Origin of the sequence: Streptomyces sp. TN58 (assembly GCF_001941845.1) — a bacterium.
GTDB lineage: Bacteria > Actinomycetota > Actinomycetes > Streptomycetales > Streptomycetaceae > Streptomyces.
In genome coordinates this window covers 2,183,634-2,208,544 of the sequence record NZ_CP018870.1, presented here as the reverse complement: position 1 = coordinate 2,208,544, position 24,911 = coordinate 2,183,634, and the positions used below count along the sequence as shown (strand labels likewise).

21 protein-coding genes and 1 pseudogene are annotated in these 24,911 nt (G+C 73.5%); 11 read left to right on the top strand and 11 right to left on the bottom strand.

Annotated elements, in window-relative coordinates:
- Positions 1-79: 79 nt before the first annotated feature.
- The 3 genes and pseudogenes from BSL84_RS10020 to BSL84_RS10010 all read right to left on the bottom strand — a co-directional run.
- Positions 80-1,834, bottom strand: coding sequence for an NAD+ synthase (locus tag BSL84_RS10020; protein ID WP_075970189.1), 1,755 nt, complete (start codon positions 1,832-1,834; stop codon positions 80-82).
- 95 nt (positions 1,835-1,929) lie between these two features.
- Positions 1,930-3,168, bottom strand: a complete 1,239-nt coding sequence (locus BSL84_RS10015; RefSeq protein WP_075970188.1) for a DUF4352 domain-containing protein — start codon at positions 3,166-3,168, stop codon at positions 1,930-1,932.
- Positions 3,169-3,280: 112 nt separating this feature from the next.
- Positions 3,281-3,424: pseudogene (locus BSL84_RS10010) on the bottom strand (multicopper oxidase domain-containing protein); the annotation flags it as partial.
- Positions 3,425-3,942: 518 nt separating this feature from the next.
- Here BSL84_RS10010 and BSL84_RS10005 point away from each other — a divergent pair.
- Both BSL84_RS10005 and BSL84_RS10000 read left to right on the top strand, forming a co-directional pair.
- Complete coding sequence (locus BSL84_RS10005) at positions 3,943-4,644, top strand: DUF998 domain-containing protein (RefSeq protein ID WP_030033056.1); 702 nt, start codon at positions 3,943-3,945, stop codon at positions 4,642-4,644.
- Positions 4,641-5,657, top strand: coding sequence for an alpha/beta fold hydrolase (locus BSL84_RS10000; protein WP_079273160.1), 1,017 nt, complete (start codon positions 4,641-4,643; stop codon positions 5,655-5,657). The genes BSL84_RS10005 and BSL84_RS10000 overlap by 4 nt, the downstream gene beginning before the upstream one ends.
- Before the next feature lie 101 nt (positions 5,658-5,758).
- Here BSL84_RS10000 and BSL84_RS09995 read toward each other — a convergent pair whose 3' ends face one another.
- The 4 genes from BSL84_RS09995 to BSL84_RS09980 all read right to left on the bottom strand — a co-directional run bounded on the left by BSL84_RS09995 (position 5,759) and on the right by BSL84_RS09980 (position 8,165).
- Positions 5,759-6,178, bottom strand: a complete 420-nt coding sequence (locus BSL84_RS09995) for a CBS domain-containing protein (RefSeq protein ID WP_030033417.1) — start codon at positions 6,176-6,178, stop codon at positions 5,759-5,761.
- A 179-nt stretch (positions 6,179-6,357) separates the two neighbouring features.
- Entirely contained in the window at positions 6,358-7,035 is a 678-nt protein-coding gene (locus BSL84_RS09990; protein ID WP_045321991.1) for a DUF305 domain-containing protein, read from the bottom strand.
- Entirely contained in the window at positions 7,032-7,733 is a 702-nt protein-coding gene (locus tag BSL84_RS09985; protein WP_030034289.1) for a DUF3105 domain-containing protein, read from the bottom strand. The genes BSL84_RS09990 and BSL84_RS09985 overlap by 4 nt, the downstream gene beginning before the upstream one ends.
- 57 nt (positions 7,734-7,790) lie before the next feature.
- On the bottom strand, positions 7,791-8,165 hold the full coding sequence (locus BSL84_RS09980) for a hypothetical protein (RefSeq protein ID WP_075970187.1): 375 nt from the start codon (positions 8,163-8,165) through the stop codon (positions 7,791-7,793).
- Between the two features lie 172 nt (positions 8,166-8,337).
- Here BSL84_RS09980 and BSL84_RS09975 point away from each other — a divergent pair, with 172 nt between their 5' ends.
- Positions 8,338-9,699 carry a glutamine synthetase family protein gene (locus BSL84_RS09975; RefSeq protein ID WP_030037474.1) on the top strand — a complete coding sequence of 454 codons (1,362 nt, stop codon included), beginning with the start codon at positions 8,338-8,340 and terminating at the stop codon, positions 9,697-9,699.
- A gap of 99 nt (positions 9,700-9,798) precedes the next feature.
- On the opposite strand, the gene BSL84_RS09970 is transcribed toward BSL84_RS09975, so the two are convergent.
- Complete coding sequence (locus BSL84_RS09970; protein ID WP_075970186.1) at positions 9,799-11,226, bottom strand: helix-turn-helix transcriptional regulator; 1,428 nt, start codon at positions 11,224-11,226, stop codon at positions 9,799-9,801.
- A gap of 163 nt (positions 11,227-11,389) precedes the next feature.
- Between BSL84_RS09970 and BSL84_RS36020 the strand changes: the two genes are divergently transcribed.
- From BSL84_RS36020 to BSL84_RS09940, 6 genes are all read left to right on the top strand, one after another.
- Positions 11,390-11,587 (top strand): hypothetical protein, encoded by a 198-nt coding sequence (locus tag BSL84_RS36020; protein ID WP_030029687.1) that lies wholly within the window; start codon positions 11,390-11,392, stop codon positions 11,585-11,587.
- 168 nt (positions 11,588-11,755) lie between these two features.
- Positions 11,756-12,004 carry a hypothetical protein gene (locus BSL84_RS09960; protein WP_107069602.1) on the top strand — a complete coding sequence of 83 codons (249 nt, stop codon included), beginning with the start codon at positions 11,756-11,758 and terminating at the stop codon, positions 12,002-12,004.
- A gap of 81 nt (positions 12,005-12,085) precedes the next feature.
- A complete protein-coding gene (locus BSL84_RS09955; protein WP_045321988.1) occupies positions 12,086-12,955 on the top strand; it encodes a hypothetical protein in 870 nt (289 codons plus the stop codon).
- A 79-nt stretch (positions 12,956-13,034) separates the two neighbouring features.
- Complete coding sequence (locus BSL84_RS09950) at positions 13,035-13,925, top strand: ribosome-inactivating family protein (protein ID WP_045321985.1); 891 nt, start codon at positions 13,035-13,037, stop codon at positions 13,923-13,925.
- A 303-nt stretch (positions 13,926-14,228) separates the two neighbouring features.
- Positions 14,229-14,483, top strand: coding sequence for a hypothetical protein (locus BSL84_RS09945; RefSeq protein WP_234308399.1), 255 nt, complete (start codon positions 14,229-14,231; stop codon positions 14,481-14,483).
- 160 nt (positions 14,484-14,643) lie between these two features.
- Positions 14,644-15,327, top strand: a complete 684-nt coding sequence (locus BSL84_RS09940; RefSeq protein WP_075970185.1) for a histone deacetylase — start codon at positions 14,644-14,646, stop codon at positions 15,325-15,327.
- A gap of 28 nt (positions 15,328-15,355) precedes the next feature.
- On the opposite strand, the gene BSL84_RS09935 is transcribed toward BSL84_RS09940, so the two are convergent.
- Together BSL84_RS09935 and BSL84_RS09930 are read right to left on the bottom strand one after the other, a co-directional pair.
- On the bottom strand, positions 15,356-17,425 hold the full coding sequence (locus tag BSL84_RS09935; protein ID WP_075972035.1) for a PIG-L family deacetylase: 2,070 nt from the start codon (positions 17,423-17,425) through the stop codon (positions 15,356-15,358).
- Between the two features lie 130 nt (positions 17,426-17,555).
- Positions 17,556-20,336, bottom strand: a complete 2,781-nt coding sequence (locus tag BSL84_RS09930) for a PIG-L family deacetylase (RefSeq protein WP_234363436.1) — start codon at positions 20,334-20,336, stop codon at positions 17,556-17,558.
- Positions 20,337-20,617: 281 nt separating this feature from the next.
- Here BSL84_RS09930 and BSL84_RS09925 point away from each other — a divergent pair, with 281 nt between their 5' ends.
- Positions 20,618-23,605: a bifunctional [glutamine synthetase] adenylyltransferase/[glutamine synthetase]-adenylyl-L-tyrosine phosphorylase gene (locus tag BSL84_RS09925; RefSeq protein ID WP_075970184.1), complete on the top strand. Its 2,988-nt coding sequence runs from the start codon at positions 20,618-20,620 to the stop codon at positions 23,603-23,605.
- Between the two features lie 153 nt (positions 23,606-23,758).
- The gene (locus tag BSL84_RS09920; RefSeq protein WP_075970183.1) at positions 23,759-23,989 is read left to right on the top strand and encodes a hypothetical protein; all 231 of its coding nucleotides are present in this window, start codon (positions 23,759-23,761) and stop codon (positions 23,987-23,989) included.
- A 94-nt stretch (positions 23,990-24,083) separates the two neighbouring features.
- Here BSL84_RS09920 and BSL84_RS09915 read toward each other — a convergent pair whose 3' ends face one another.
- A complete protein-coding gene (locus tag BSL84_RS09915; RefSeq protein ID WP_075970182.1) occupies positions 24,084-24,860 on the bottom strand; it encodes a CAP domain-containing protein in 777 nt (258 codons plus the stop codon).
- Positions 24,861-24,911 lie beyond the last annotated feature (51 nt).

The window sequence follows — 24,911 nt, the reverse complement described above, 5'->3', positions numbered from 1 at the left end:
AAGGGCCCCACCGCCGACGCGGTGGGGCCCTGCGCGCTTCCCGCCCCCACGGTGGGGCCCCGCGCGTCCCCCGGCCCTGCTACGCCTGCTCGCGCCAACCGTTCGTGATGGGCAGCCGGCGGTCCTTGCCGAAGCCCTTCGCGGAGATCTTCGTGCCCGGCGGGTACTGGCGGCGCTTGTACTCGGCGGTGTCGACCATCCGCAGCGTCTTCGCGACCAGCTCGGCGTCGAAGCCGGCGGCCACGATCTCGTCCAGCCCCTGGTCCCGGTCCACGTACAGCGCGAGGATCGCGTCGAGCACCGGATAGTCCGGAAGCGAGTCGGTGTCCACCTGCCCCGGGCGCAGCTCGGCGCTCGGCGGCTTCACGATCGAGTTCTCCGGGATCGGCGGGGTCTCGCCGCGCTCGGCGGCCGCCCGGTTGCGGTAGCGGGCCAGCCGGAAGACGTCGCTCTTGTAGACGTCCTTGATCGGGCCGTACGCGCCCACCGAGTCGCCGTACAGGGTGGAGTAGCCGACGGCCAGCTCCGACTTGTTGCCGGGGGCCAGCACGAGGTGGCCCTCCTGGTTGGAGACCGCCATCAGCAGGGTGCCGCGCAGCCGGGACTGGAGGTTCTCCTCGGCCAGACCGGTGAGGCCCAGCGAGCCCATGTAGGCGTCGAACATCGGCTCGATCGGCACGGTGCGGAAGTTCAGGCCGGTGCGCTCGGCCAGGTCGGCCGCGTCGCCCTTGGAGTGCTCCGAGGAGTACTTCGACGGCATCGAGACGCCGTACACGTTCTGTGCGCCGATCGCGTCGCAGGCGATGGCGGCGACGAGAGCCGAGTCGATGCCTCCGGAGAGCCCGACGAGGACGGACCGGAATCCGTTCTTCCGTACGTATGCGCGCAGGCCCACCACCAGCGCGTCGTAGACCTCCTCGTCGTCGTCGAGCCGGTCGGCGTAGCCGCCGGGCACGACCGGCTCGTACGCCTCGACCGGCTCCTCGGACAGGACGACGCGGTCGATGCGCAGCCCGTCGTCCACCACGCCCTCGGGGGCGTCGGCGCGCGCGGCCGGCAGGTCGAGGTCGACCAGGACGCAGCCCTCGGAGAACTGCGGGGCGCGCGCGACGACCTCGCCGTCGGCGCCGACGACGATCGAGTCGCCGTCGAAGACCAGCTCGTCCTGGCCGCCGATCATCGCCAGGTAGGCGAGGGTGCAGCCGGCCTCCTGGGCGCGCTTGCGCACGAGTTCGAGGCGTACGTCGTCCTTGTTGCGCTCGTACGGGGAGGCGTTGATCGAGACCAGCAGCCCGGCCCCGGCGGAGCGGGTGGCCGGGACGCGGCCGCCCTCCTGCCACAGGTCCTCGCAGATGGCCAGCGCCACGTCGACGCCGCGCACGCGGATCACCGGCTGCGTGTCGCCCGGCACGAAGTACCGGAACTCGTCGAACACGCCGTAGTTGGGCAGGTGGTGCTTGGCGAAGCGGAGCACCACCCGGCCGCCGTACAGGACGGCCGCCGCGTTCTCCGGTGAGCCGGCCGGGCGGCCGAGGCGGGGCGTGGCCTTCTCGGTCCGGTCGAGGTAGCCGACGACGACCGGCAGCTCGCCCAGCCCCTCGGCGGCCAGGCGCTCCGCGAGTCCGCGCAGCGCGCTGCGGGACGCCTCGACGAAGGAGCCGCGCAGGGCGAGGTCCTCGACGGGATACCCGGTCAGCACCATCTCCGGGAACGCCACCAGGTGGGCGCCCTGCTCGGCGGAGTGCCGGGTCCAGTGGACGACCGAGTCGGCGTTGGCGGCGATGTCGCCGACGTGCGAGTCGATCTGATTCAGAGCGAGGCGTAGTTGAGGCACGGAGCCCAGTCTAATCGTCTTTCTGACGCGATGTCCTGGGACCCGTGCGTTTCCCGGGGTTTCGGCGTGCCGCGCGGGTCCGCCGTGCGGCCCCGTCAGCCGATGGGGCCGACGTACTTCACGTCGTCGAGCAGGGTGCCGGCGGCGATGTCCGCGGTGATGCTCTTGGTGCCTTCGGGGATCTCGAACGCCACGACGCCGCTGGCTGTCTCGCCCGGCAGGATCGTTCCCTTCACCATCTTCGGGACGCTGGCGCCGCCGCCGCTGTCGAAGACCATCTCGGCCGTCATGCCCTTGTCGTCGCGGACGTTGGGCACGGCGTAGATCACCTCGTGCGGGGCGTTCGAGCCGTTGGTGATGGTGACGGTGATCTGGATGGCGTTCTTGACCTGCTCGCGGGCGATGATGCCCTTCGGCTCGTACTTCGTCGGCGTCGACAGGCTCACCTTGATGCCGTTCGGGTAGGTGAAGGTCTCGCCGAACAGCAGCGCGCTGGTCAGGCCGGGCACCTGGGAGGGCGACGGGGACGCCGTCGGCCAGGGCTCACCGCTGGGGTACAGGCCGTCCAGGTCCAGCTCCTCCTCGATGCCCGCCTCGACGCGGTCGGTGGCCCGCTCGACGAAGGCGACGGTCAGGAAGAAGCCGCCGACCGAGGCGAGGACGCCCGCCCCGGCGAGGACGGTGCCGACGATGGCCGTCGTCTTGCCGGGGGCGCCCTTGTTGGCGCGGACGACGGCGCCGATGCCGAGGCCCAGGCCGATCAGGGCGAGGATGCCGCCGAGCCAGAAGAGCAGGGGTGTGACGCCGAAGACGACGGCGAAACCGCCGACGATCACGGCGGCGACGGCCAGGCCGTTGGTGGCCGGGGCGGCGGCCTGCGGGTCGCCGGGGTACGGGCCGGCGCCGAAGCCGGCGGTGTGCTGTCCCCACGGGTCGCCGGGGATGCCGGGGCCGCCGGGGCCGGGAGCGAACGCGGCGCCGGGCGCGCCGAGCGGGGCGGCCGACGCGGCCGGGGCGGCCGGAACCGGGGTGGGCGGGGCGAACGACGAGGGAGCCGGATCGGAAACCGGAGCCGGAGCCGGTTCGGCGGCGACGGCCCCGGCGGGCCGGGCCGCCTCCGGCCCGGGGACGGGGTCCGCGGCGTCCTCGGCCGCCGGTTCGGCGGCGGGTTCGGCCGGTTCGGCGGGGGCTTCGGCGGCTTCGGCGGCCGGGGTCTTGTCGAGCGAGAGCGGCTGCGCGGGCGCCGGTATCGGGGCCGTTTCGGGAACGGGCGTGCCCGCCGGTTCCGTCGGCGGGCCGGAGGGGGTGCTGGGCGGGTTCGGCGGGGTGGTCATACCGGCGGAAGCGTCCTTTGTCGCGGCTGTCGTGATCAGAGCAAGAGTGCCATGCCGGTGGCGAACGCCCTTACGAATTCCGTCACTGCCCCAACCGGCCCTCCACCCGGTCCTACAGCCGGTAGTCGACCACCGTCATCATCCCGGCTGCCGAGTGGTAGACGTTGTGGCAGTGCACCATCCACAGCCCCAGTTTGTCGGCGTCGAAGTCCGCCGTCAGCCGCCCGCCCGGCAGGACGACCGCGGCGGTACGGCGTCACCCCACGCCGGAGAGCCGGGCGCGCGGAGGTGGACGGGGAGGGGCTGCGGCGACGCCGGGGCCCCCTGTATGCGCAGTACGGCGGGCCGCCCGAGGAGATCGCCGGCGGCGGCCGAGGCGCACACGGCGGCGCGGCCGCACCCGGCACCCGTACCGGTCCCGGACGGCGCGGCCGGTGCGCCGCCCGGCGCCGGCTCGGGAGCGGGTTCCCGGGCCGGACCCCGCCGCTGCGGCGGGGAGGCCGGAGTGTGGTGAGCACCACCGCGCACCGCGGCACCCGGAGCCCCGGCAGAGGCAACGCACCGGTGGGCGTACACGTCCTCCATGGCGTGGGAATCACTCGGACGGCCCGGAGACAGCATGGTGACTGCGCTCAGCAGCAGCGCGGCGAGCAGCAGAAGCGGGGCCCCCGTGGCCGCTCGCCGAGCGCTGCGCGTCATGGCCGGAACCCTACCCGGGGAGGGTATGCGATCGGAGGAGCGGCGACCCCGAGCCTGCCCGGGGCCGGTCACGCCGTGTCCGCCCACGGGCTCACTGCGCGCACCGCCTGGCCGGTCGCCCTCCTGATCGGCCTCGCCGGCGCGGCCTACACCGCGTGGGTGCTCGAAGTCGTCCTCTCCACCGGCCTCAACCCCATCGAGACGTACGTCAGCGAACTCGCCGCCCAGGACCAGCCGCTCGGCGGCCTCTTCCGGGCCACCGACTTCACCGCCGGGATGCTCGCCTTCACCGGAGGCCTGCTGGCCCTGATACGGCTGCTGAAATACGCCGAGTCCCGCCGCCTCTGGGCGGTCGTCGGCTGGGCCGGGCTCACCCTGTTCGGGGCGGCCACCGCGGCCGACGCCTGGCTCCCGCTGAGCTGCACGCCCACCGCGGACCCCGAGTGCGCGGCCCGCGAGACCGCCGGTCTCGTCCCCGCCACCCACCAGGCCCACGCCGTCAGCAGCACCCTCGCCATGACCGGGGCGCTGGTGGGGCTGGTGGCGCTGACCGTCGCCGCCCGCCGCTACGGCTGGTTCGCGCCCATCGCCCGCTACGGGCCCGCGCTGGTCGCCCTGGAACTGCTCGCCACCGCGTGGACCCTGTCCGCCATCGCGATGTTCACCGCCGGACGCGGCACCTGGGCGCTGGGCGCCGGTCAGCGCCTCCAGGTCCTGCTCGTGGCAGTCTGGCTGGGTCTGCTCGCCTACTCCGTCCACAGGGAACGCCGCACATGACCGCGCACGAGCCGCACAGGTCGCACCAGCCGCGTGAGCCGCACGAGCGGCACGACCCGCGTGTGCGGCGCGACCCGCGCGTCTCACGCGGCTCGCGCGATCCGCTCTACCCGCGCGACCCGTCGTACCCGGGAAGCGGAGGAGCCGGCCTGTTCGTGCGTGTCGACGGGACACCGCTGCACGTCCGCGTCGAGGGCCGGGGACCCGTCTGCGTCCTCAGCGCCGGACTGGCCATGGCCTGGTTCGACTGGGACGAGGTCGCCGCGCAGCTCGTCGCCGCGGGCCGCACCGTCGTCCGCTTCGACCGCCCCGGACACGGCCTCAGCGGCCCGGCCACCGCACCGCCCACCACCGCCGGGGAGGCCCACCGCATCGCCGGCCTGCTCGACGCCCTGGGCCACGGAGGGCCTGCCGCCGCCCCGGTCACCGTCGTCGGGCACTCGATCGCCGCCTTCCACACCGAGGGCTTCGCCCGCCTGTACCCGCGGCGCACCGCCGCCCTCGTCCTCCTCGACGCCAGCGTCGAGGAGGACCCCCGCCCGCTCCTGCCCGCCGCGCTGCGCACCGGCGCGGCCCGCGCCCTCGGCCGGGCCGTGACCGCCGCCGGGCTGCCGGCCGCGCTGGGCCCCGCGGTCCGGCGCGCCACCGTACGGGCCTCCCGCACCGGCGGCGGCGACCCGGCCGCGCGGGACCTCGTACGCCGCTGCTACCGCACCGGCCGCGTCTGGCAAGGGGCCCTGCTGGAGAACTCCCGCTACCTGGACATGGCCGCCGAGCTGGCGGCGCTGCGCCGGACCCGGCCGCTGACGGCGCCCGCCACCGTCCTCGCCGGCCACGACGGGTCCGCCGGCCGCGGCGCACTGCGCTGGCTGGGCCGCCAGGCGGACCTCGCCGACCGGATCGGCGCCCGCTTCGAGGTCGCCGAACCGGCCGGCCACCTGGTCATGCACGACCGCCCGGACCAGGTGGCCCGGGCGGTCGTGGAGACGAGCGAGCGGCAGCGGCGGGAGTGACCGGCTGACCGCGCGGGTGAAACACCGGCGGGGCCGCCGGACGGGTGATCACCGGGGCTGAACACCGGGGGTGAACACCGGCAGGCCTGTCCCGGGTCGGGTCAGCTCCGGGCGTAGACCTTCTCGACGAAGCCCGCCAGCTGGTCCTCGGAAAGGTGCTGGGCCAGATCGGCCTCGCTGATCATGCCGACCAGCCTCTTGTCCTTGATCACGGGCAGCCGCTTGATGCGGTGGCTCTCCATCTCGTCGAGCACGTCGCTCACGTCCGCGCCGGCGTCGATCCAGCGCGGAGTGCCCTGGGCCATGTCCCCGCACGTCGTCTTCGCCGGGTCCAGGCCCTTGGCCACGCAGTTCACGACGATGTCGCGGTCGGTGACGATCCCGCACAAACGCTCATCGGTGTCGCTGATGGGCAGTGCGCCCACATTGAGCCGGGCCATCAGCTCGGCGGCCCGGTCGAGCGTCTCGTGCGCCGGTATCCACTGGGCCCCGGGGTGCATGATGTCTGCGGCGGTGGTCATGACTGATACCTCCTGAGCACGCCGTTCACGGCCGGGTGCGGACGCGCCCGGCCGGGCGTCCCCATCGCGGTGCGCCGCCGCGCCGCGGCTCTTCGGCCCACGCGACGACCCCCGGACGGCGCCGGAACACGCCCGTACGGGTGAGAGGGCGCCTCCCCCCACCGTACGAGCGTGTCCCCTCACCCGCGCGGTGTGGCTCCGCGCTGCTTCAGCATGTCCGCCATCAGGGTGAGCTCCGAGCGCTGCGCGTCGACCATCCCCTGCGCCAGATCCCGCTCGACGGGGGTCACGCACTGCTGCGCGCACCCCTGCGCCATCGCCACGCCGCCCTGGTGGTGGTCGGTCATGAGCTGCAGGAACAGCACCTCCGCGTCCCGCCCCGAGGCGGCGCCCAGCTGCTCCAGCTCCTCCTTGGTGGCCATGCCGGGCATCAGCGCGCCGGGCTTGGCCGGGCCGTGTCCGGCGTGTCCGCCGTGGCCTCCGGAGGACCCCATCCACGACATCGGCGGCTCGCCGGCCACCACCTTCGGCAGCCCCCACAGGTCCAGCCAGCCCAGCAGCATGCCCCGCTGGTTGGCCTGTGTGTTGGCGATGTCGTAGGCCAGCGTGCGTACGGCCTCGTCCTGGGTGCGGTCCCGCACGATGAAGGACATCTCCACCGCCTGCTGGTGATGGACCGCCATGTCCCGGGCGAAGCCGGCGTCGGCGGAGTGCAGTCCCGGCGTCCGGGGCGCGGCCGCGGCCGGGGCCGCCGGCCCGCCGCCCGCGGCGGCGACCGTGGCAGCCGCCGCGAACAGCAGCGCCAGCAGCACGGCCGTGCCCGCGACCCAGTACGTACGGGGGATCGTCCGGCTCACTTGGCCGCCAGCCCGTTCGTGCAGGCCGCGCCCGGCTCGGGGGTCTGCTCACCCTGCACGTACTTGGTGAAGAACTGCTTGACCCGGGGGTCGTCCGCGCTGTCCACCGTGAGCTGCTTGCCCCACGCGCTCAGCATGATCGAGCCGGTCTGCTCCTTGACCGGGCTCATCAGCGTGTACGGGGTCTTGGCGACGGTCGCGGCGAGCTTGTCGACCTCGGCCGGGGCGGCCTTCTCGTTGTACGTCACCCACACGGCGCCGTGCTCCAGCGAGTGGACGGCGTTCACCTCGGGCAGCGGGGTCTTGTAGACGTCGCCGTTGCAGTTCATCCAGCGGGGGTGGTGGTCACCGCCGACCGGCGGGTTCATCTCGTACTTCACCGGGGTCTCGACGTGGTTGCGGCCGAGGTTCTTCACGTCCCACAGCTGCTCGCCCTCGACCGGCTTCTTACGGATCTCCTCGGCCTCCCTGCGGAGCTGCTCCGCGGCCTCCTGCTTGCGCTGCTCGGTCCGCTTCTGGTCGATCAGCACCCAGGCGCCGAAACCGACGAGGCCGACGACGACCGCCGACGAGAGGGTGATCGCGATCGCCTTGTTGCGCCGCTCCCGGGCCTGCTCGGCGCGGCGCATCTGGGCTATGCGCGCCTGGCGGGAGTTCGGGTCGGTGTGCTGGGGGGTGCTGCCGGACTTGCTGGCCATGTGCCCTGGTTCCTTCTTCTGAATGAGGGGGGTGGACGGAACGCGAAACCGGACCCGTCAGGTCCGCAGCACCTGGAGAGCATGCAGGTCGGGGGCGCGAGCCAGCGGCTCGGGCGGCCGGAGCCGCCCCGCGGCCGTGGCACGGGCGGCGGGCAGCGCCCCTCCGTCCGCCACGGTCACGGCGGGCGGCGGCACGGGCAGCTCGGCCGGGGTCACGTGCGCGAGCGGGGAACAGCCGGGAGGGTCGTACGGGGACACGCAGACGGCGTGCTCCGTACCGTGCGCCCGCACCTCGGAGGAGGCGTGAGGCTCACCGGTCCGCGCGCACAGGAACAGCGCGCCGGCCAGCACTCCGAGCACGGTCAGCACGACGGCGCGGCGGACCGCGGAACGTGCCCGACGCCCCCGCTGCGTGTACTGCCGGCCCCCCATGGGCGCAGATGGTAATGCTCATGACCGGCCCGCGGTCAGTGCGGGGGTGCCGCGAGCTTTCGCGGGTGCGTAATGTGGCGGAAACCACCACTGGCGATACTGGGTCGACCCGACTGTGCCGCGACCCTTGAGGCGGTGGTGCACAGGCCGTCTGAACTGCGAGGATGAAGGCATGGACAAGCAGCAGGAATTCGTCCTCCGGACGCTTGAGGAGCGCGACATCCGCTTCGTGCGCCTGTGGTTCACCGACGTACTGGGCTTCCTCAAGTCCGTCGCGGTCGCCCCCGCGGAGCTGGAGCAGGCCTTCGACGAGGGCATCGGCTTCGACGGCTCCGCCATCGAGGGCTTCGCACGGGTCTACGAGTCCGACATGATCGCCAAGCCGGACCCGGGCACGTTCCAGATACTGCCGTGGCGCGCCGAGGCCCCCGGGACCGCCCGCATGTTCTGCGACATCCTCATGCCGGACGGCTCCCCGTCCTTCGCGGACCCGCGCTACGTCCTCAAGCGCATCCTCGCCAAGACCTCCGACCTGGGCTTCACCTTCTACACCCACCCGGAGATCGAGTTCTTCCTGCTGAAGGACAAGCCCCTGGACGGGACCCGTCCCGTCCCGGCCGACAACTCCGGCTACTTCGACCACACCCCGCAGAACGTCGGCATGGACTTCCGCCGCCAGGCGATCACCATGCTCGAATCCATGGGCATCTCGGTGGAGTTCAGCCACCACGAGGGCGCGCCCGGCCAGCAGGAGATCGACCTGCGCTACGCCGACGCCCTCTCCACGGCCGACAACATCATGACCTTCCGCCTGGTCATGAAGCAGGTCGCCCTCGAACAGGGCGTCCAGGCCACCTTCATGCCGAAGCCGTTCTCGGAGTACCCGGGCTCGGGCATGCACACCCACCTCTCCCTCTTCGAGGGCGACCGCAACGCCTTCTACGAGTCGGGCGCCGAGTACCAGCTCTCGAAGGTCGGCCGCTCCTTCATCGCCGGCCTGCTGCGCCACGCGGCGGAGACGGCGGCGGTCACCAACCAGTGGGTCAACTCCTACAAGCGCATCTGGGGCGGCTCCTCCCGCAGCGCCGGCGCGGGCGGCGAGGCCCCCTCGTACATCTGCTGGGGCCACAACAACCGCTCGGCCCTGATCCGCGTCCCGATGTACAAGCCGGGCAAGATGGGCTCCTCCCGCATCGAGGTCCGCTCGATCGACTCGGGCGCCAACCCCTACCTCACGTACGCCGTCCTCCTGGCGGCCGGCCTCAAGGGCATCGAGGAGGGCTACGAACTCCCGGCGGGCGCCGACGACGACGTGTGGGCCCTCTCCGACGCCGAACGCCGCGCGATGGGCATCGAACCCCTCCCGCAGAACCTCGGCGAGGCCATCTCCCTGATGGAGCGCAGCGAACTGGTCGCCGAAACCCTCGGCGAGCACGTCTTCGACTTCTTCCTCCGCAACAAGAAGCAGGAGTGGGAGGAATACCGCTCGGAGGTCACCGCCTTCGAACTCCGCAAGAACCTCCCGGTCCTGTAAGGGCAGAGCATCCGGCATCCGGGCCGGTGGTCGACGACCACCGGCCCGGAGTCGTGCGTGCCGGGCCCCGCCACCCAGACGGGACTTTGACGACAACCCCTAGGGGTTACGTGACGTGGTCGGTGGTTTCGTGACGTCCGTACGGTCCGCAGCGGCGGCGACGTCACCTGGACCGGACCTCTGGTCCTTGCGTCGGGCCCGGTAGGCGCGCGAGCGGCAGCGGGGTGAGCAATGGCGGGGCGGACGCCCTCCTGCCCGGCCCGGACCCGCGGCGGGCACGGGCATCGCCCCGCCACAGCCGGGGCACCCGGGGCCGACCGCGAGCCCACCGGCGACGGGTGCGGCCTGCGCGGGTACGCCCGGGGCGGGTGCGGCCTGCGCGGGCACGCCCGGGGCGGGTGCGGCCTGCGCGGGTATGCCCAGGGCGGGTGCGGCCGGGGCGGGTGCTGCCGTGTCGGCCTGGGCGGGGCGGTCCGGGTGGTCGGTCAGGCCCTGGCGTTCGGCGATGACCCCCGCCTGGAAGCGGCTGTGCGCGCCGAGCCCGTCCAGCAGCTCGGAGACGTGGCGGCGGCAGGTGCGCAGGGAGATGCCCAGGCGGCGCGCGATGGATTCGTCCTTGAGCCCCTTGGCGAGCAGCACGAGGATGCTCCGCTTCATCGTCTTGGACACGTCGTGCGCGGCCTGCGGCCCCGTCGCGAACGGCGCGGCGTTCTCCCAGTCCCGCTCGAAGACGTCCAGCAGATAGGCCAGCAGATCCGGTTCCCGGATCAGCAGCGCACCGCCCGACCTGGCCGGTAAAAGGGCCAGCGCCCCGTCCACCACGATCATCTGCGGCAGCACCTCCGGCAGCGTCCGGATCTCGGCACCCGCCCCGATGAGCTGCTCCGCGTGCAGCCGCGTGGGTTTGTCGAATCGCGTCGCGTGCTGGTAGAGGCTCCGCATCCGGATGCCGCGCCCGAGCAGTGCCAGGTCGCGGGGCAGCGCTTCCCGCAGCGCCGCGGGCGGGAACGAGCCGCCGTGCTTGGAGACCAGCACCTCGCTGCGGCAGGAGTCGATCACGTCCGACAGCAGCGAGCGCACCGCCAGCTTGTCCGGCAGGTGGTCGATGGTCCCTTGGGGGAAGACGTGCTGGCGGGCCTGGAGGTAGAGCGGCGTCAGCGCAGCCAGTCCGTCGCGCTGCAGTTGGATGCGCCGACGCTGTTCCCGCAGGGCCTCCTCCTGTGCGCGCAGGGCGGTGTCGCGGTCCGACAGCAGTTGCGCGGTGGCGGCCTGGGGGCTCACCGGCTGCCAGCCGGCCGGCTCCTCCGCCCCGTCGGGGGCGGGGAGTTCCGTGAGGAGGCAGGAGTCGGTGAGTGACCGTACGGCGGCCGAACAGGCCTGCCGGCTCATTCCGGTGTCGGCGGCGGCCTGCGCGAGGGTCGCCGGGGTGAGGCGTTCGTGGACGACCGTCCACCGGTAGAGCAGGACGGCCGGGCTGTCGAGGCCGGGCACTTGGGCCGGCGCGCCGGGTCCGCTTTCCATCTCCATCGCATGCCTCCTAAACGTGCCTGGCAGGATCATGATCCCTCTTCGCCGATGCATGTGCCATCCACCCACTGGCAGGGTGGTGACCACGGCAGGGACGGGCTTCCCGACCAGGAGCACCGCCCGCCGTGGCCGGACTGTCGCCGAAACGAGGGGAATCGACGCCATGCGCGCAATCGTGGTGCGGACACTGTTCGCGGTCGTACTGAGCACGGGGATCGTGTGGGGCGGCGCTGCCGCGGCCACCGCCGATGTGCGCCGGACGACGGTCGACGCCCCGTCCGGCGGCGGGCACGACAACAGGCAGTGCCTCGTGACGACGGCGTGGGGCGACTCCTGGTGCCCCCGCAAGCCGCTCGACTGAGCCGCCCGGGAGACCGGGTGCGGGGGCAGCGGGCTCCATCCGCTGCCGGTTGGGTGGTTGTGGGCCCGACCCGGTCGCCAGAGGGGCGCGTCGAAGGACGCGTCCGGTCTCCCGTGGGCCGCCGTACGCGGCCCACGGCTTCGATCAACCAACGGAAAGGTGTTCCCCGTGCGCTTCGCCATGCCCCGAACCACCCCTCGCAGACTGGCCGCCAGTCTCTGTGCCGCCGCCGCCCTCGCGGCCGTCTCCTCCGGCGCCGCGAGCGCCGAGGAGTACCGGATCTACGGCGGCTCGTACGCGAGCTACGCCCAGTGCAACCAGGCCGGTTCGCTCACCGTGGGCCTCGGCCTGTACAGCCGCTACGAGTGCAACCCCAACGACAGCTCCAGCCGCTACCTCCTCTGGTACGTCGACTGAGGGACCGCCCGCCCGGCCCCCGCCGCCTCACACCACCCCACCCCTTACGCCCCTCGCGCCAAAGGATGTCTTGTCGTGTACATGTCAAAAAATGCCCGTGTCCGGTGGTCTGCCTCGGCCGCCCTCCTGGCCGCTCTGGCCGGTGGCGCCACCGCACTCGCCCCCGCCGCCCAGGCCGCCCCCGCCCCCGGTGGCGCCTCCGTCCAGTCCGCCGAGCGCAGCACCAGCGTCATCTTCGCCAACAGCACGGGCCGTCAGCTGCTGCGCACCGGCTCAGGCCTGGACCACGGCTGTTGGTCCCGGGACGGTCTGCCGCCGGACGCCATCGCCAAGACGGTCTCCGCCTCCTGGAGCAGTGAGTCCTGTGGCTTCGCCACCGGTACCGAGGGCCACGTCACCTACAACATCGCCGGTACGGCCAAGGACGTGACCATCCGCTGGAACAACCCCTACGCGGGCAGCAACTCCTACAGCTGCGACGCTCCCGAGGGCTATGAGTGCAGCCGCTCGGGCGGCGGCGGGAACAACGCCACCGTCAACTTCGCCCTGACGGCGAAGTCCACCGCCCGGGTCGCGGCCCTCTCCCAGGCCGAATCCCTCGCGGTCACCCCCGTGCGCAGCGTCCGCGTGACGGTCGTGAACCAGTCCGGCGCCCTGCTGGCCCGGACCGGTGCGGGCCTGGACCACGGCATCTGGAGCGGCAACAACCTGCCTCCTTCGGTCATGAACAACGGTGCGGTGGCGCGCTGGCAGAGCGAGTCCGACGGCTTCGCCACCGGGACGGAGGGCTCGGCCGAGTACCAGATGTCCGGCGGCGGCAAGGTCGTCTTCCGCTGGAACAACCCCTTCGCCGGCGGCAACTCCTACGACTGCCAGGTGCCCGCGGGCCACTCCTGCGCCCGGGCAGGCGGCGGCGGCAAGAACGCCGAGGTGGTCTTCACGGTCAGCTGACCGACCGACCGACCGACCGGACCGACCGTTGTCCCCGCCCCTCACGTCACCGGCATCCACCAGAATGAGGAACACCCCGATGCGCAAGCCCCTCGTCGCGGCACTCCTGTGCCTGCCACTGCTCGCCGTGGCCGCTCCCGCGGCCCAGGCCGCCGACCACCGGCCCGAGGCCGCCCCCGTCTCCGCCCTCCAGGTCCCTGTGCGCACGGTCAGCTGGGACCTGACCTCCACTCATGCCAACACCCTGCGGGCCCGCCACTCGGACTTCATCAGATCGCTGCGCAACACCGGCTCCATGGTGGGCGGCTCCGGTTCGAGCGCCGTCTGGGAGACCAGCCGCGGCAACGAGGTCATCGCGGTCAACGTCGCCTACATGTGGCCGGAGGACGGACAGAACGTCAGGCGGACGGTCACGCTCTACCTCACCGCCAGCGACCTCTACCTGCGCGGCTTCTCCACCGGCAACGCCGGCAACGTCGTCCAGTTCAGCCAGGTCGGGGAGCAGCAGCCCTTCGACCTCGGCCACGCCCTCGGCCGCAACGCCATCGTGCTGCCCTACAGCGGGCGCTACGGCGGCAACCACAGCCTGGAGCACGGCTCGACCCAGAGCAGGCAACTGTGGCTCACCCCGAACGGCATATGGGGCAACATGAACGTCCTGTGGGAGTTCGCCCGCGAAGGCGGCAACGCGAACGAGATCCGCGACGACCTGGTCGCCGCGATCGCCCTGACCTCCGAGTCGGCCCGCTTCCGCAACATCGAGAGCACGGTGCGCCAGGCCCTCGGCGGCGGCACCTCCCTGACCGCCCAGCAAGCCGCCGAGGAGAACGACTGGGGGCGGGGCTCCCGGTGGATCTACCAGGAGCGCAACGGCTCTCGTCCGACGCCGACCGACATCGGCGGCGCCACCGTCACCACCTACGCCGAGGCGACGCACTACATCGCCATGCTGCGCAGCGACCAGAGGTAGCGGCGGGCGCACCGTCCCGTACGGACCAGTACGGGACGGTGTCGTGCGTACGACGACTCGGCGGGGCGGGCGGTGGCCGGTGCCGCGCTCGACCGGCTGCCCGTGGCCCTCCACCCGCTGCGCCCCTGGGCGCTGGGCGCTGGGGAGCGCACAAGGGGAGCGCACAGGGGGCGGGAAGTGTGGAAACGATACAGCCGCGGGCATTGGAGTGAACTGCCGTTCCCGTCGGTGGCCCCGGGCGTTGGACCGGCCGACGCGCACATCGAACAGCGCGTCGTCGTTCCACAGATCCTTAGGGGAGTCATGCGTATTCGTTCTGCTGTCACCGCGTCCGTCCTGGCCGCCGGCATCCTGCTGGGCGGGGCCGGCGCCGCTCTGGCCAACGACGGGCTCGACATCGACTACTTCTCCGGTGGCCGCGCGGGCTTCTCGTCGAACTGCTCCTCGCTCGCTGCGGTGCCCGCCAGCAAGCCGGCGTTCACGGGTCCGGTCTACACCTCCAACTGCCTCAAGGACGGCGAGCTGGAGTGGGCGAAGGGCAGCCACCTGGGTGCCTGATCCGGCGGCCCGTGCCCGGGGGCGGACCGACCGTGACGTCGGCCGCCCCCGCGGCGTTCCGGACCCCTTGGGTAGAATTGCCCGATCCGCCGTATGCGATCGTCGGCCCGACGCGTGCAGGCGGACAGGAGGACCTGCCCCCGCACCCCGAGGACCCCGCATGGCCGTGCACGCCGTCAGACCGCTCACCAGGGCGATCCCCGCCCCCGGGCGGGTCTGGTACGCCTCCTACGGCTCCAACATGCACATGGACCGCCTCACCGCCTACATCGCCGGCGGCACCCCGCCCGGGGCGACGCACACGCACCCGGGCTGCCGCGACCGGCGGGCGCCCGAGCGGTCGGTTCCGGTCGAGCTGGACGGCCGCCTGTACTTCGCCACCGAGTCCCTGGTGTGGACCGGCGGACGCGGCTACTACGACCCCACCGCCCCCGGCCGGACCCGCGGGCGGGCACACCTGGTGACCACCGGCCAGCTGTCCGACATCGCCGCACAGGAGATGGGCCGGGAACCGGGCGCGGACCTCGACCTGGCCACCGTCCTGCGGGACGGCCGGCACGCCCTCGGCCCCGGCCGGTACGAAACCCTCGTCTGCCCCGGCACGATCGACGGGATCCCCGTGGTGACCTTCACCGCGCCCTGGACCCTCGGGGACGTCGAACTGCGCACCCCGTCCGCCGCCTACCTGCGCCACCTGGCCGCCGGCCTGCTGGATTCGGGCCCCTGGACGGCACAGGACACCGCCGCGTACCTGTCGGCCTGCCCCGGCGCCGCCGGCACCTGGACCGCCGACCGGATCCACACCCTCCTGGCCGCAGGCCACCGAGGCCACCGAGGCCACTGAGGCCGCAGCGTCAGCGGACTCAGCGGAGTCAGCGGACCGCGCGATGCCACGCCGGACGGGCGGGGGTGGCGGGGGTGAGGGAGGTGTGGAGTTCGGCGTCCAGGCCGAGGACCGCCGTCGTGGTCGTGCCGCCCGGTTCCGCCACGGCCGCCGGGGCGCCCGTGAAGAGCATGCCGGATTCCGCCCAGGCCGGCGGGCCGCCCAGGCCCGAGGTGCTGACCGTGCCGCTGTCCGCCCGGCCCGCCACATGGCGGCCCGCCGCGCCGACCGCTCCGTATCCGGCCCGTCCGCCGGCCTCCGTGACCGCTGAGACCTGGGGCCTGGCCGCCGGCCCCGCCGTCACCACGGCGGTGCGCACCACCCCCGAGTCGGGCCGCCGGAAGTACAGGCGGACGCCCGCGCCGTCCGGGGCCGCCGTCAGCGGGATGGTGGTGGCCGGCAGGCCCGTGGGGGAGGGGCCGCGCAGGGTGCCGTCCGCGTCGGCCTGGGTCCAGGCCGGCACCGATGCCGTGGTCGTCGCGTACACGTGGCGCCGCCCGGCGGCGTCGACCGCCGTGACCGGGTCGCCCTGCAGGTCCTCGCCCCCGAGGCGCTGCCAGGGCGAGAAGCCGCCGTCCGGCTGCTGGACGGCGGCGCGCAGCGTGCGGCGGGAGTCGCGCAGGTAGACGGTGAGCAGGCCCCGCCCGTCCACGCCGGCCGCGGGCGCGCTGATCGCCGAGGTGCCGTCCTCGTCGCCCTTCTCGGGCGTACCGAGCGACTGCCATGCCCCGAACGTGCCGTCGGGCGCGGCCTGGACGGCGTACACGACCTCGCGCCGGTAGTCCGAGGGGGCCGGGCCGAGGACGGTGCGGGTGGCGAGGACGGCGACGCGGCCGTCGGGCAGCCGGGCGGCGGTCGCGCCCGGGTCGATGCCCGCGCCCGGGAGGAAGACCGGCCTCTCCCAGACGCCGCCGGCGGCGCGCGTCCAGTACGCCATGCGGCCGTCGAGCACAGTGAACGCCCAGAGGCGGCCGGGCGTCCCCTCCACCAGCCAGGAGGTGGTGTCGGCGCGCGTGTAGCGCAGCGACTGGGCCCAGTTGCGCCCGGTGGGGTTGCCCGCGACCTTGCGGTCTCCGCAGCCCGAGGGGCTGCCGCAGTGGTCCTCGCGGTCCTGCCAGGCGTAGGTCCGCAGGTAACCGGTCTTCGTCTCGGCGGTCTGCGGGTCCAGCGAGTGCGGGAGCGTGCTGTTGTGGTAGCCGAGGTAGCTCTGCACCGCGAAGTGCGGGCGGCGCTGGACCTGTTGGGCGTAGGCGGCGGTGGCGGCCTGCACGAACCGGGCGCCGTACATGTGGTCCTGGTGGTCGGTGTAGCGGCCCTTGTCGCCGTACCGGCCGGGCGTCGGGTCCTGCATCCGTATCGTCGTGGGCCGGTACTGCTCCAGTATTCCCGCCACGGCCTGTGTCAGCTGGTCCTTCGTGTACGTGAAGCCCTGCTTGACCGGAGTCCCGGTGGTCAGCTGGGACTCCAGCACGGGTATTCGGCCGTTCCACAGGCCGCGCAGGCTCTCGGGAGTGTCCTCGCCGGTGCTGCGGGCCTCGCGGAGCATCAGCCACACCAGGCTGACCTGCGGCTTGTCGATGAGGACGTCGACCTCGGCGCGGCCGCCGCCGGCGGTGGGCACCACCGTACGCCGCCATGCGCCGGCGCGGTCGCCGGTGGCCATCTGGGCGTACGCGGCGCGGATGCCGTTCTGCCGGGCCTCCGCGTAGTGGGCGCGGTCGGCGGGCTGTTCGGGATCCTCCGCGGCGTCGCCGTGCGCCTCGTTGCGGCCGTCGGCCTCGCCGGACGTGAGGTAGGCGGTGGTGACCGGGGTGCCGGAGGCCAGGGAGCGGCTGAGGTCCGGGTTCATGAAGAACAGGTCGTCGTCGGGGTGCGCGACGACCTGGACGACCGACCCGGAGGTGACGCTCGCCGGCTGGACGGCGGCGGGGTTCTTCCCCGGGGCGGCCCCGCCGGAGGTCTGCCGGCCGGAGGCCACCGAGAGTATGGAGAGTACGCCGGTGGCGCCGGCTGTCAGCACGGTGAGCAGGGCCGCGAAGCGGCGACGGGTCACGGGCATCGGCACGCCTTGGGTTCGTCCGGGCAGGAGAAAACGCTGAGCAGTCAGAGAGAGTCCGAATCGGTGAACTTGGTTTACCGACGCGGCCGATGACTCCTGCCGTGCGGGGCCCTGCGTGTACAGCCGGCCCTCAGGGTTTCGCGTTGCGCGGGCCCACTGGCTGCCACGGCGCCAGGTACGCGTCCGGGGCGTCCGCCGACGAGGTCACGTACAGCCGGGCGTCGAGCCCCACCACCGCCAGGCTGACCACGTTCCTGCCGGTCATCGTCGACGAGGGCGCGCCGACGAACATCAGCGGCGACCGCCCCCACGGCCGTCCCGGCCCGACCTCGGCGCCCAGCTGCCCGCCGGCCGTGCGGCCCGCCAGCACGTGCCCGCTCGCCGTCACCGAGCCGAAGCCGTTCAACCCGCCGAGGTCGGTCATGTGGTTGACCTTCAGCCCGCCGTCGGCGGTCATCAGGGCCGTACGGACGTTGCCCGATCCGGGCTTGCGGAACCACAGCCGTACGCCGCCCTCGCGGCCCTCCGCCGTCAGCGGGAGCGTGGTGTCGGGCAGCCCGGTGGCCGTGACCCGGCCCAGCGGGCCACCCGGCTCCGGCTGCGCCCAGCCGACGACCGTCTTCGACGTGGCGGCGAGGACGATGCGCCGCCCCGAGCCGTCGGTCGCGGTCACCGGGGCGCCGTGCAGGTCCTCGCCGCCGTGGTTCTCCCAGGGTCCCCAGCCGCCGTCCGCCCGCTGCACCCGGCCGCGCAGGCTGTGCGCGCCGTCGCGGACGTACACGGCCGGCCGGCCGGTGCCGTCGACCGAGACGGCCGGTGCGCTGATGTCGGAGGTCCACGCCTCGTCCGCGGTCTCGGGGGTGCCGAGCGACTGCCACTCCCCGAACGCGTCCGCGCCGGGAGCCTTCTGGACCGCGTAGACGACGTCGCGCCGGTAGTCGGCGGGCCGCGCCCCGAAGGAGGTACGGGTGCCGAAGACCGCGATACGGCCGTCCGCCAGCGTCACGGCGGAGGCGCTGGGGTCCATTCCGGTGCCGGGCAGCAGGTCCGGGCCGCGCCAGGGGCCGACGGGGCCGGGCCGGTGCCAGACGGCGACCTGCCCGTCGAGGACCTTGAAGGCCCACAGGCCGTGGTCCTTGTCGGAGGTCAGCCAGTTGGTGCCGGTGCCGCGGGCGTAGTTGATGGAGTCCGTCCAGCGGTTGCCCGCCGGGCGGTCGGCGACCTTGAGGTCGCCGCAGCCGGCGTCGCTGCCGCAGTGGTTCTGCCGGTCGAGCCAGGCGTAGGTGTCGAGGCTGTCCAATTTCTCCCTCGCCTCCCGCGGGTCCAGTGCGCTGGGGAGGGAGCCGTTGAAGTAGCCGACGTAGTTCTGCACCGCGAAGTGCGGGCGGTCCTTGGCGTCCACGGCCTTCGCGTAGGCGGCGGTGGCCAGCTGGACGAAGCGGGCGCCGTAGAAGTGGTCCTGGTGGTCGGTGTACTGCCTGTTGCCCGGGTACCGGCCGGGCGTGGGGTCCTGGAAGCGGACGGTGGTCGGCGTGTACTGCTCCAGGACGCCGACGAGGGTCTGGACGACCTGGTCCTTCGAGTACGCGAACCGCTGCTTGACCGGGGTGCCGGAGGACAGCATCGACTCCAGGCGGGCGACCTTGCCGTCCCATAGGCCGTGCAGGCTGTCGGGCACGTCGGCGTAGCCGTGGCCGGCCTCGCGCAGTTGCAGCCAGACCAGGTTGACCCGCGGGTTCGCGACGAGGACGTCGACCTCGGCGTGGCCGCCGCCCCTTGTCGGGACGACGGTCCGCTTCCAGGCGCTGCTGCGGTCGCCGGTGGCCATCTGGGCGTAGGCGGCGCGGATGCCGTTCTGGCGGGCCTCGGCGTAGGCGGGCTTGTCGGGCGCGGCGCTCGCGCCCTTGGAGGGGGTGGCGTTGACGCCGTCGGCTTCGCCCGCGGTGAGGTAGACGGAGGTCACGGGATGGCCGGCGGATATGGAGTACCGCAGGTCCGGATTCATGAAGTACAGGTCGTCGTCGGGGTGCGCGACGATCTGGACGACGCGGCCGGGGTCCGGCACGGCGTCGGCGGCCACGACCGCCGGGTCCGGGCCTGCCGGGGCCGCGGGGGAGCCGCCCAGGCCGTCGACGGCCGTGCCGGCCCGGAGTACGAGCATCCCGGCGGCGGCGACCGCCGCGCAGAGGGCGACGCCCTTGACGAGGCCGGCCCAACGGTGGCTGCGTCGCCGCGCCTGCGGCCCGCCGCCCCGCCGCTGCGCCCGCGGTACGCCCTCGGCTGTACCGGCCGGGTCCCGGGGTGCGGCGGCCGCCGGTACGGGCGCTCCGGAAGCCCCGGCCTTGCGGGCGCGCCGGGGCCGGGGTGTGGTTTCGCGGGCCGACCGGCGGGCCTTGCGGCCCTGCCGCGCGCCTGGCGGTACCTCCGCCTCGCGGTCGTTGCTCCCGGCATGGGCGGGCCGGGCGGCGGCGTCGGGATCGCCGTGGGTGGGGAAGTGGGCGGTGGTGTCGGCGTGGGCGTGGGCGTGGGCGGGATCGCCATGGGCGGGGGCGGGTTCGGCGTCGGCCGGGTGGCGGGGGTGCGGCTCGTACTGCCGGTGCTGCTCGGTCTGTTGCGACTGCTGTGGCACGAACGGCGCACCGGCCTCGGAAAGTTGGGGCGGCGGCAGGCCGTCCCCGGCGGACCGGCCGCTCCAGCCGCTCCAGTCGGACTGCGGGGCATGGGCAAAGTCACCCACGGACCCGGGGTGTTGGTGCTGGTGGGGCAGGTGCGTCTGGTGGTACTGCTGGTGCTCCAGGCTCCCCGCGTACTGCCCGTGCGGCTCGTAACCCCCGTACCAGTGCGCCGGATCCGGGGTCGGGCCCGGCGCTCCGCCCGCCGTGGGGCCGGGACGGTGGTGTCCGTCGGACATGGGGCTCCTCGTGGCCGGTCGGCGGGGAGCGAGCCCCATCTCGCGTTAAGTATTCAGATAATCCGATAATGCGTGCCATGGTACGTCGGGGTGAGCCGAAGGCTCCGCCCGTACGTACGCGGTCCGGCAACCCTGCAACCCGGCAACCCGGCGAGGTGTCGTGCCGGGCGCCGTGGCCCGGTGAGCTTCGCGCCGACAGCCCGTAGGCTCGACCCAGGCAGGTCAGGGCCGTGCGACGCAGGGCCGAGGCAGTGGCAGAGACGACCGCGGGAGGCGGCGGGATGACGGTCCCGGGACGCAGGAGCAGCACCTTCATCCGGCTGCTCCGCAGCGGTTTCACCGACCCCTCCGCGGCCGCCCGGCTGCTCGACTCCGACGCGCTCGCCGCCGTCCGAGCCGATCCCGTGCTGCTCGACGCCCTCGGGGCGACCGCCGATCCGGACCTGGCCCTGCGCGGGCTGGTCCGGCTCGCCGAGGCGCAGCCGTCCGGCGAACTCCCCGGGCTCCTCGACACCCTCGTCAGCGCCAAACCGCTGCGCGACCGGCTCCTCGGCGTACTCGGCGCCTCCGAGGCCCTGGGCGACCACCTCGCCCGCCACCCCCGCGACTGGCTCGGCCTCGTCACGTACGAGGCGGCCGACCTGCACCCCGGGCTCCCCGAGTTCGAGCGCGGCCTCGCGGACGCCCACGACCCCGTCGCCCTGCGCGTCTCCTACCGCCGCTGCCTGCTCTCCATCGCGGCCCGCGACGTCTGCGGCACCATCGACGTCGCCCAGACCGCCGCCGAGCTCGCCGACCTCGCCACCGCGACCCTCCGCGCGGCCCTGCGCATCGCCTCCGCAGCCGCCCCCGAGGACGCGGCGCTCTGCCGCCTCGCCGTCATCGCGATGGGCAAGTGCGGCGGCAACGAGCTCAACTACGTCTCCGACGTCGACGTCATCTTCGTCGGCGACGCCGTCAAGGGAGCCGACGAGGGCAAGGCCCTCCAGGCCGCCACCCGCCTCGCCTCCCACCTGATGCGGATCTGCTCCGAGACCACCGTCGAGGGCACCATCTGGCCCGTCGACGCCAACCTCCGCCCCGAAGGCCGCAACGGCCCCCTCGTCCGCACCCTCGCCTCCCACCTGGCCTACTACCAGCGCTGGGCCAAGACCTGGGAGTTCCAGGCCCTCCTCAAGGCCCGCGCCGTCGCCGGCGACGCGGCCCTGGGCGCCGACTACGTCGACGCCATAACGCCCCTGGTCTGGCAGGCGGCCGAACGTGAGAACTTCGTCCCCGACGTCCAGAAGATGCGCCGCCGTGTCGTCGACAACATCCCCGCCGCGCAGGTCGACCGCGAACTCAAGCTAGGCCCGGGCGGCCTGCGCGACGTCGAGTTCGCCGTCCAGCTCCTCCAGCTCGTCCACGGCCGCAGTGACGCCACCCTGCACTCCGGCACCACCCTCGACGCCCTCCACGCCCTCGCCGCCGGCGGCTACGTCGGCCGCTCCGACGCCGCCCAGCTGCACGACGCGTACCGCTTCCTGCGCGCCATGGAGCACCGCATCCAGCTCTACCGGCTGCGCCGCACCCACCTCGTGCCCGAGGACGAGAGCGACCTGCGGCGCCTGGGCCGCTCCATGGGCCTGCGCACCGAACCCGTCGCCGAGCTCAACAAGGCCTGGCGCCGACACGCCTCCGTGGTACGCCGCCTCCACGAGAAGCTCTTCTACCGGCCGCTCCTCGACGCCGTCGCCCAGCTCGCCCCCGGCGAGACCCGGCTCTCCCCGCGTGCCGCCGGCCAGCGCCTCGAAGCCCTCGGCTACGCCGACCCCGCCTCCGCGCTGCGCCACCTGGAAGCCCTGGCCTCAGGCGTGACCCGCAAGGCCGCCATCCAGCGGACCCTGCTGCCGGTGATGCTCGGCTGGTTCGCCGACTCCGCCGACCCGGACGCCGGCCTGCTGAACTTCCGCAAGGTCTCCGACGCCCTCGGCAAGACCCCCTGGTACCTGCGCCTGCTGCGCGACGAGGGCGCCGCCGCCGAGAACCTGGCCCGCGTACTGTCCGCCGGCCGCCTCGCCCCCGACCTGCTGATGCGGGCCCCCGAGGCGGTGGCCCTGCTCGGCGATCCCGAGGGCCTGGCGCCCCGCAGCCACGAGGCCCTGGTCCAGGAGGTCCTGGCAGCCGTCGGCCGCGCCGAGAACCCGGAGACCGCCGTCGCCGCCGCCCGAGGCGTCCGCCGCCGCGAGCTGTTCCGTACCGCCGCGGCCGACATCATCGGCTCCTACGGTACGGAGGACAGCCCGGCCGAGGAGGACCACGGAGCCCTGGTCGACCGGGTCGGCGGGGCCGTCTCCGACCTCACCGCGGCGACCATCGCGGGCGCCCTGCGCGCCGCCGTCCAGTCGCACTTCGGCGACACCCTGCCCACCCGCTTCGCCGTCATCGGCGTCGGCCGCTTCGGCGGCCACGAGCTCGGCTACGGATCCGACGCCGACGTCCTCTTCGTCCACGAACCCCGCGAGGGCGTCGACGAACAGGACGCGGCCAAGGCCGCCCAGACCGTCGTCGCCGAGATGCGCAGGCTGCTCCAGCTGCCCACCGCCGACCCGCCGCTCCTCATCGACGCCGACCTGCGCCCCGAGGGCCGCTCAGGCCCGCTGGTGCGCACCCTGGCCTCGTACGCCGCCTACTACCGGCGCTGGTCACTGACCTGGGAGAGCCAGGCGCTGCTGCGGGCCGAGCCGGTGGCGGGCGAGGAGGAGCTGGGCCGCCGCTTCATCGAGCTGATCGACCCGCTGCGCTATCCGGCCGAGGGGCTGGGCGAGGACGCCGTACGGGAGATCCGCCGGCTGAAGGCGCGGATGGAGTCGGAGCGGCTGCCTCGCGGCGCCGACCCGACCCTGCACACCAAGCTGGGCCGCGGCGGACTCAGCGACGTCGAGTGGACCGTGCAGCTGATCCAGATGCGGCACGCCTGGGCCGAACCGGGCCTGCGGACGACCCGTACCCGCGAAGCCCTGGCGGCCGCCCACGCGGCCGGGCTGATCCCGACCGACGAGGCGCAGATCCTGGACGAGGCCTGGGTCCTGGCGACCAGGGTCCGCAACGCCGTGATGCTGGTGCGGGGCCGCGCCGGGGACACCTTCCCGTCCGAGGCCCGCGAACTGGGAGCGGTGGGCCGCTACCTCGGCTACGCCGAAGGCACGGTCGGCGAGCTGCTGGACGACTACCGCCGCATCACGCGCCGCGCCCGCGCGGTCGTCGAGGAGCTGTTCTACGGAGGCTGACCGGCATCATGCACACGCTTCCCGGCCGTCGCCGGAGCGGGCGTTGATCCGGCCGGCCCTGACCGCCACCGTCGCACAGCACGACGAAGCCCTGGAGCAATTCCCGGACTTCGTCCGCTCGGTGCGTCCGGACAATGAGGAAGGAAGCTGAGGGTGGGGCGTCTCTGGGACAAGTACACGGGCACCCGGCTGGCCGTGACGCGTGCGTCCGGCTCCGGGCCGTCCATGACGGTCTCCCGGGAGTGGACGTACGAGAAGGGGTCCGACGGCCGGCGGCGGAAGGTCGAAACGTTCCGCTTCGACTCACGGGACATGAAGAACCCGCTGAGGGACACGGTGCTCGGCGCGGGGTGGACCTGGCGCGGCGTGGCGTACCGGCTCTGAGGCGCTGGCCTGGCCGGGCCCGGACCGGCCGCCCCGTGGCAGCGGGCCGCGGACCCTGGGGTTCGCGGCCCGCTGCCACGGGGTGGTGGGGGCGTCAGCGGGCGGTGCCGAAGGCCTGGGTCCAGTAGTTGTTCGGCTGGGCCAGGCCGATGCCGATCTCCTTGAAGGAGCAGTTCAGGATGTTCTCGCGGTGGCCGGGGCTGTTCATCCAGCCCTCCATGACCTTCTCGGGCGTGCTGTAGCCGTAGGCGACGTTCTCGCCGTATGTGCGCCACGCGTAGCCGGCGCGGGTGATGCGCGCGCCCGGGTCCGAGCCGTCGGAGCCGGTGTGGGACATGTTGCGGGTGGCGGCCATGTCCGCGCTGTGGTCCTGCGCGGCCTTCGTGAGCTTGGCGTTCAGCGTCACTGCGGGGCATCCGGCGGCAGCGCGCTCCTGGTTGACCAGGGCCAGGACGGCGGCGACGGCCCCCGAGGCCGTCGGCGCGGGCGCGGGCGAGGTCTGCGGCGGCCGGGGCGCCTGCGGCTTCGTGGTGACCGGCGGCTTCGCGGGCTGCGGCTTCACGGGCTGCGGCTGGGCCTGCGAGGGCTGGGCGGCGGGCTCGGAGGGCTCCGCGGCCGGCTGCTCGGGCGCCGGGGTGCCGCTCGGCGTCGTCGCGACGTCCACCGGCACCGAGGTGCTCGGGACGGCGGTGGGGACGTACTGCCACGGGCGCTGCGCCTGGTGGCTCACGGTACGCGTCCGGCGGGTGTCGTCGCCGCCGCCGTACGAGTCGTAGCAGGCCATGGCGGCCGTGGGAACGCCCACGATTCCCAGAGCGCTGACCCCGATGACTATTTTCCGGTACTGCTTCTTCTTCCGATGCTTCTGCATGCGTGACCTCATTCGGTGATCGCGAAGCCTCCGGCGCCGGAACTGCGGGAC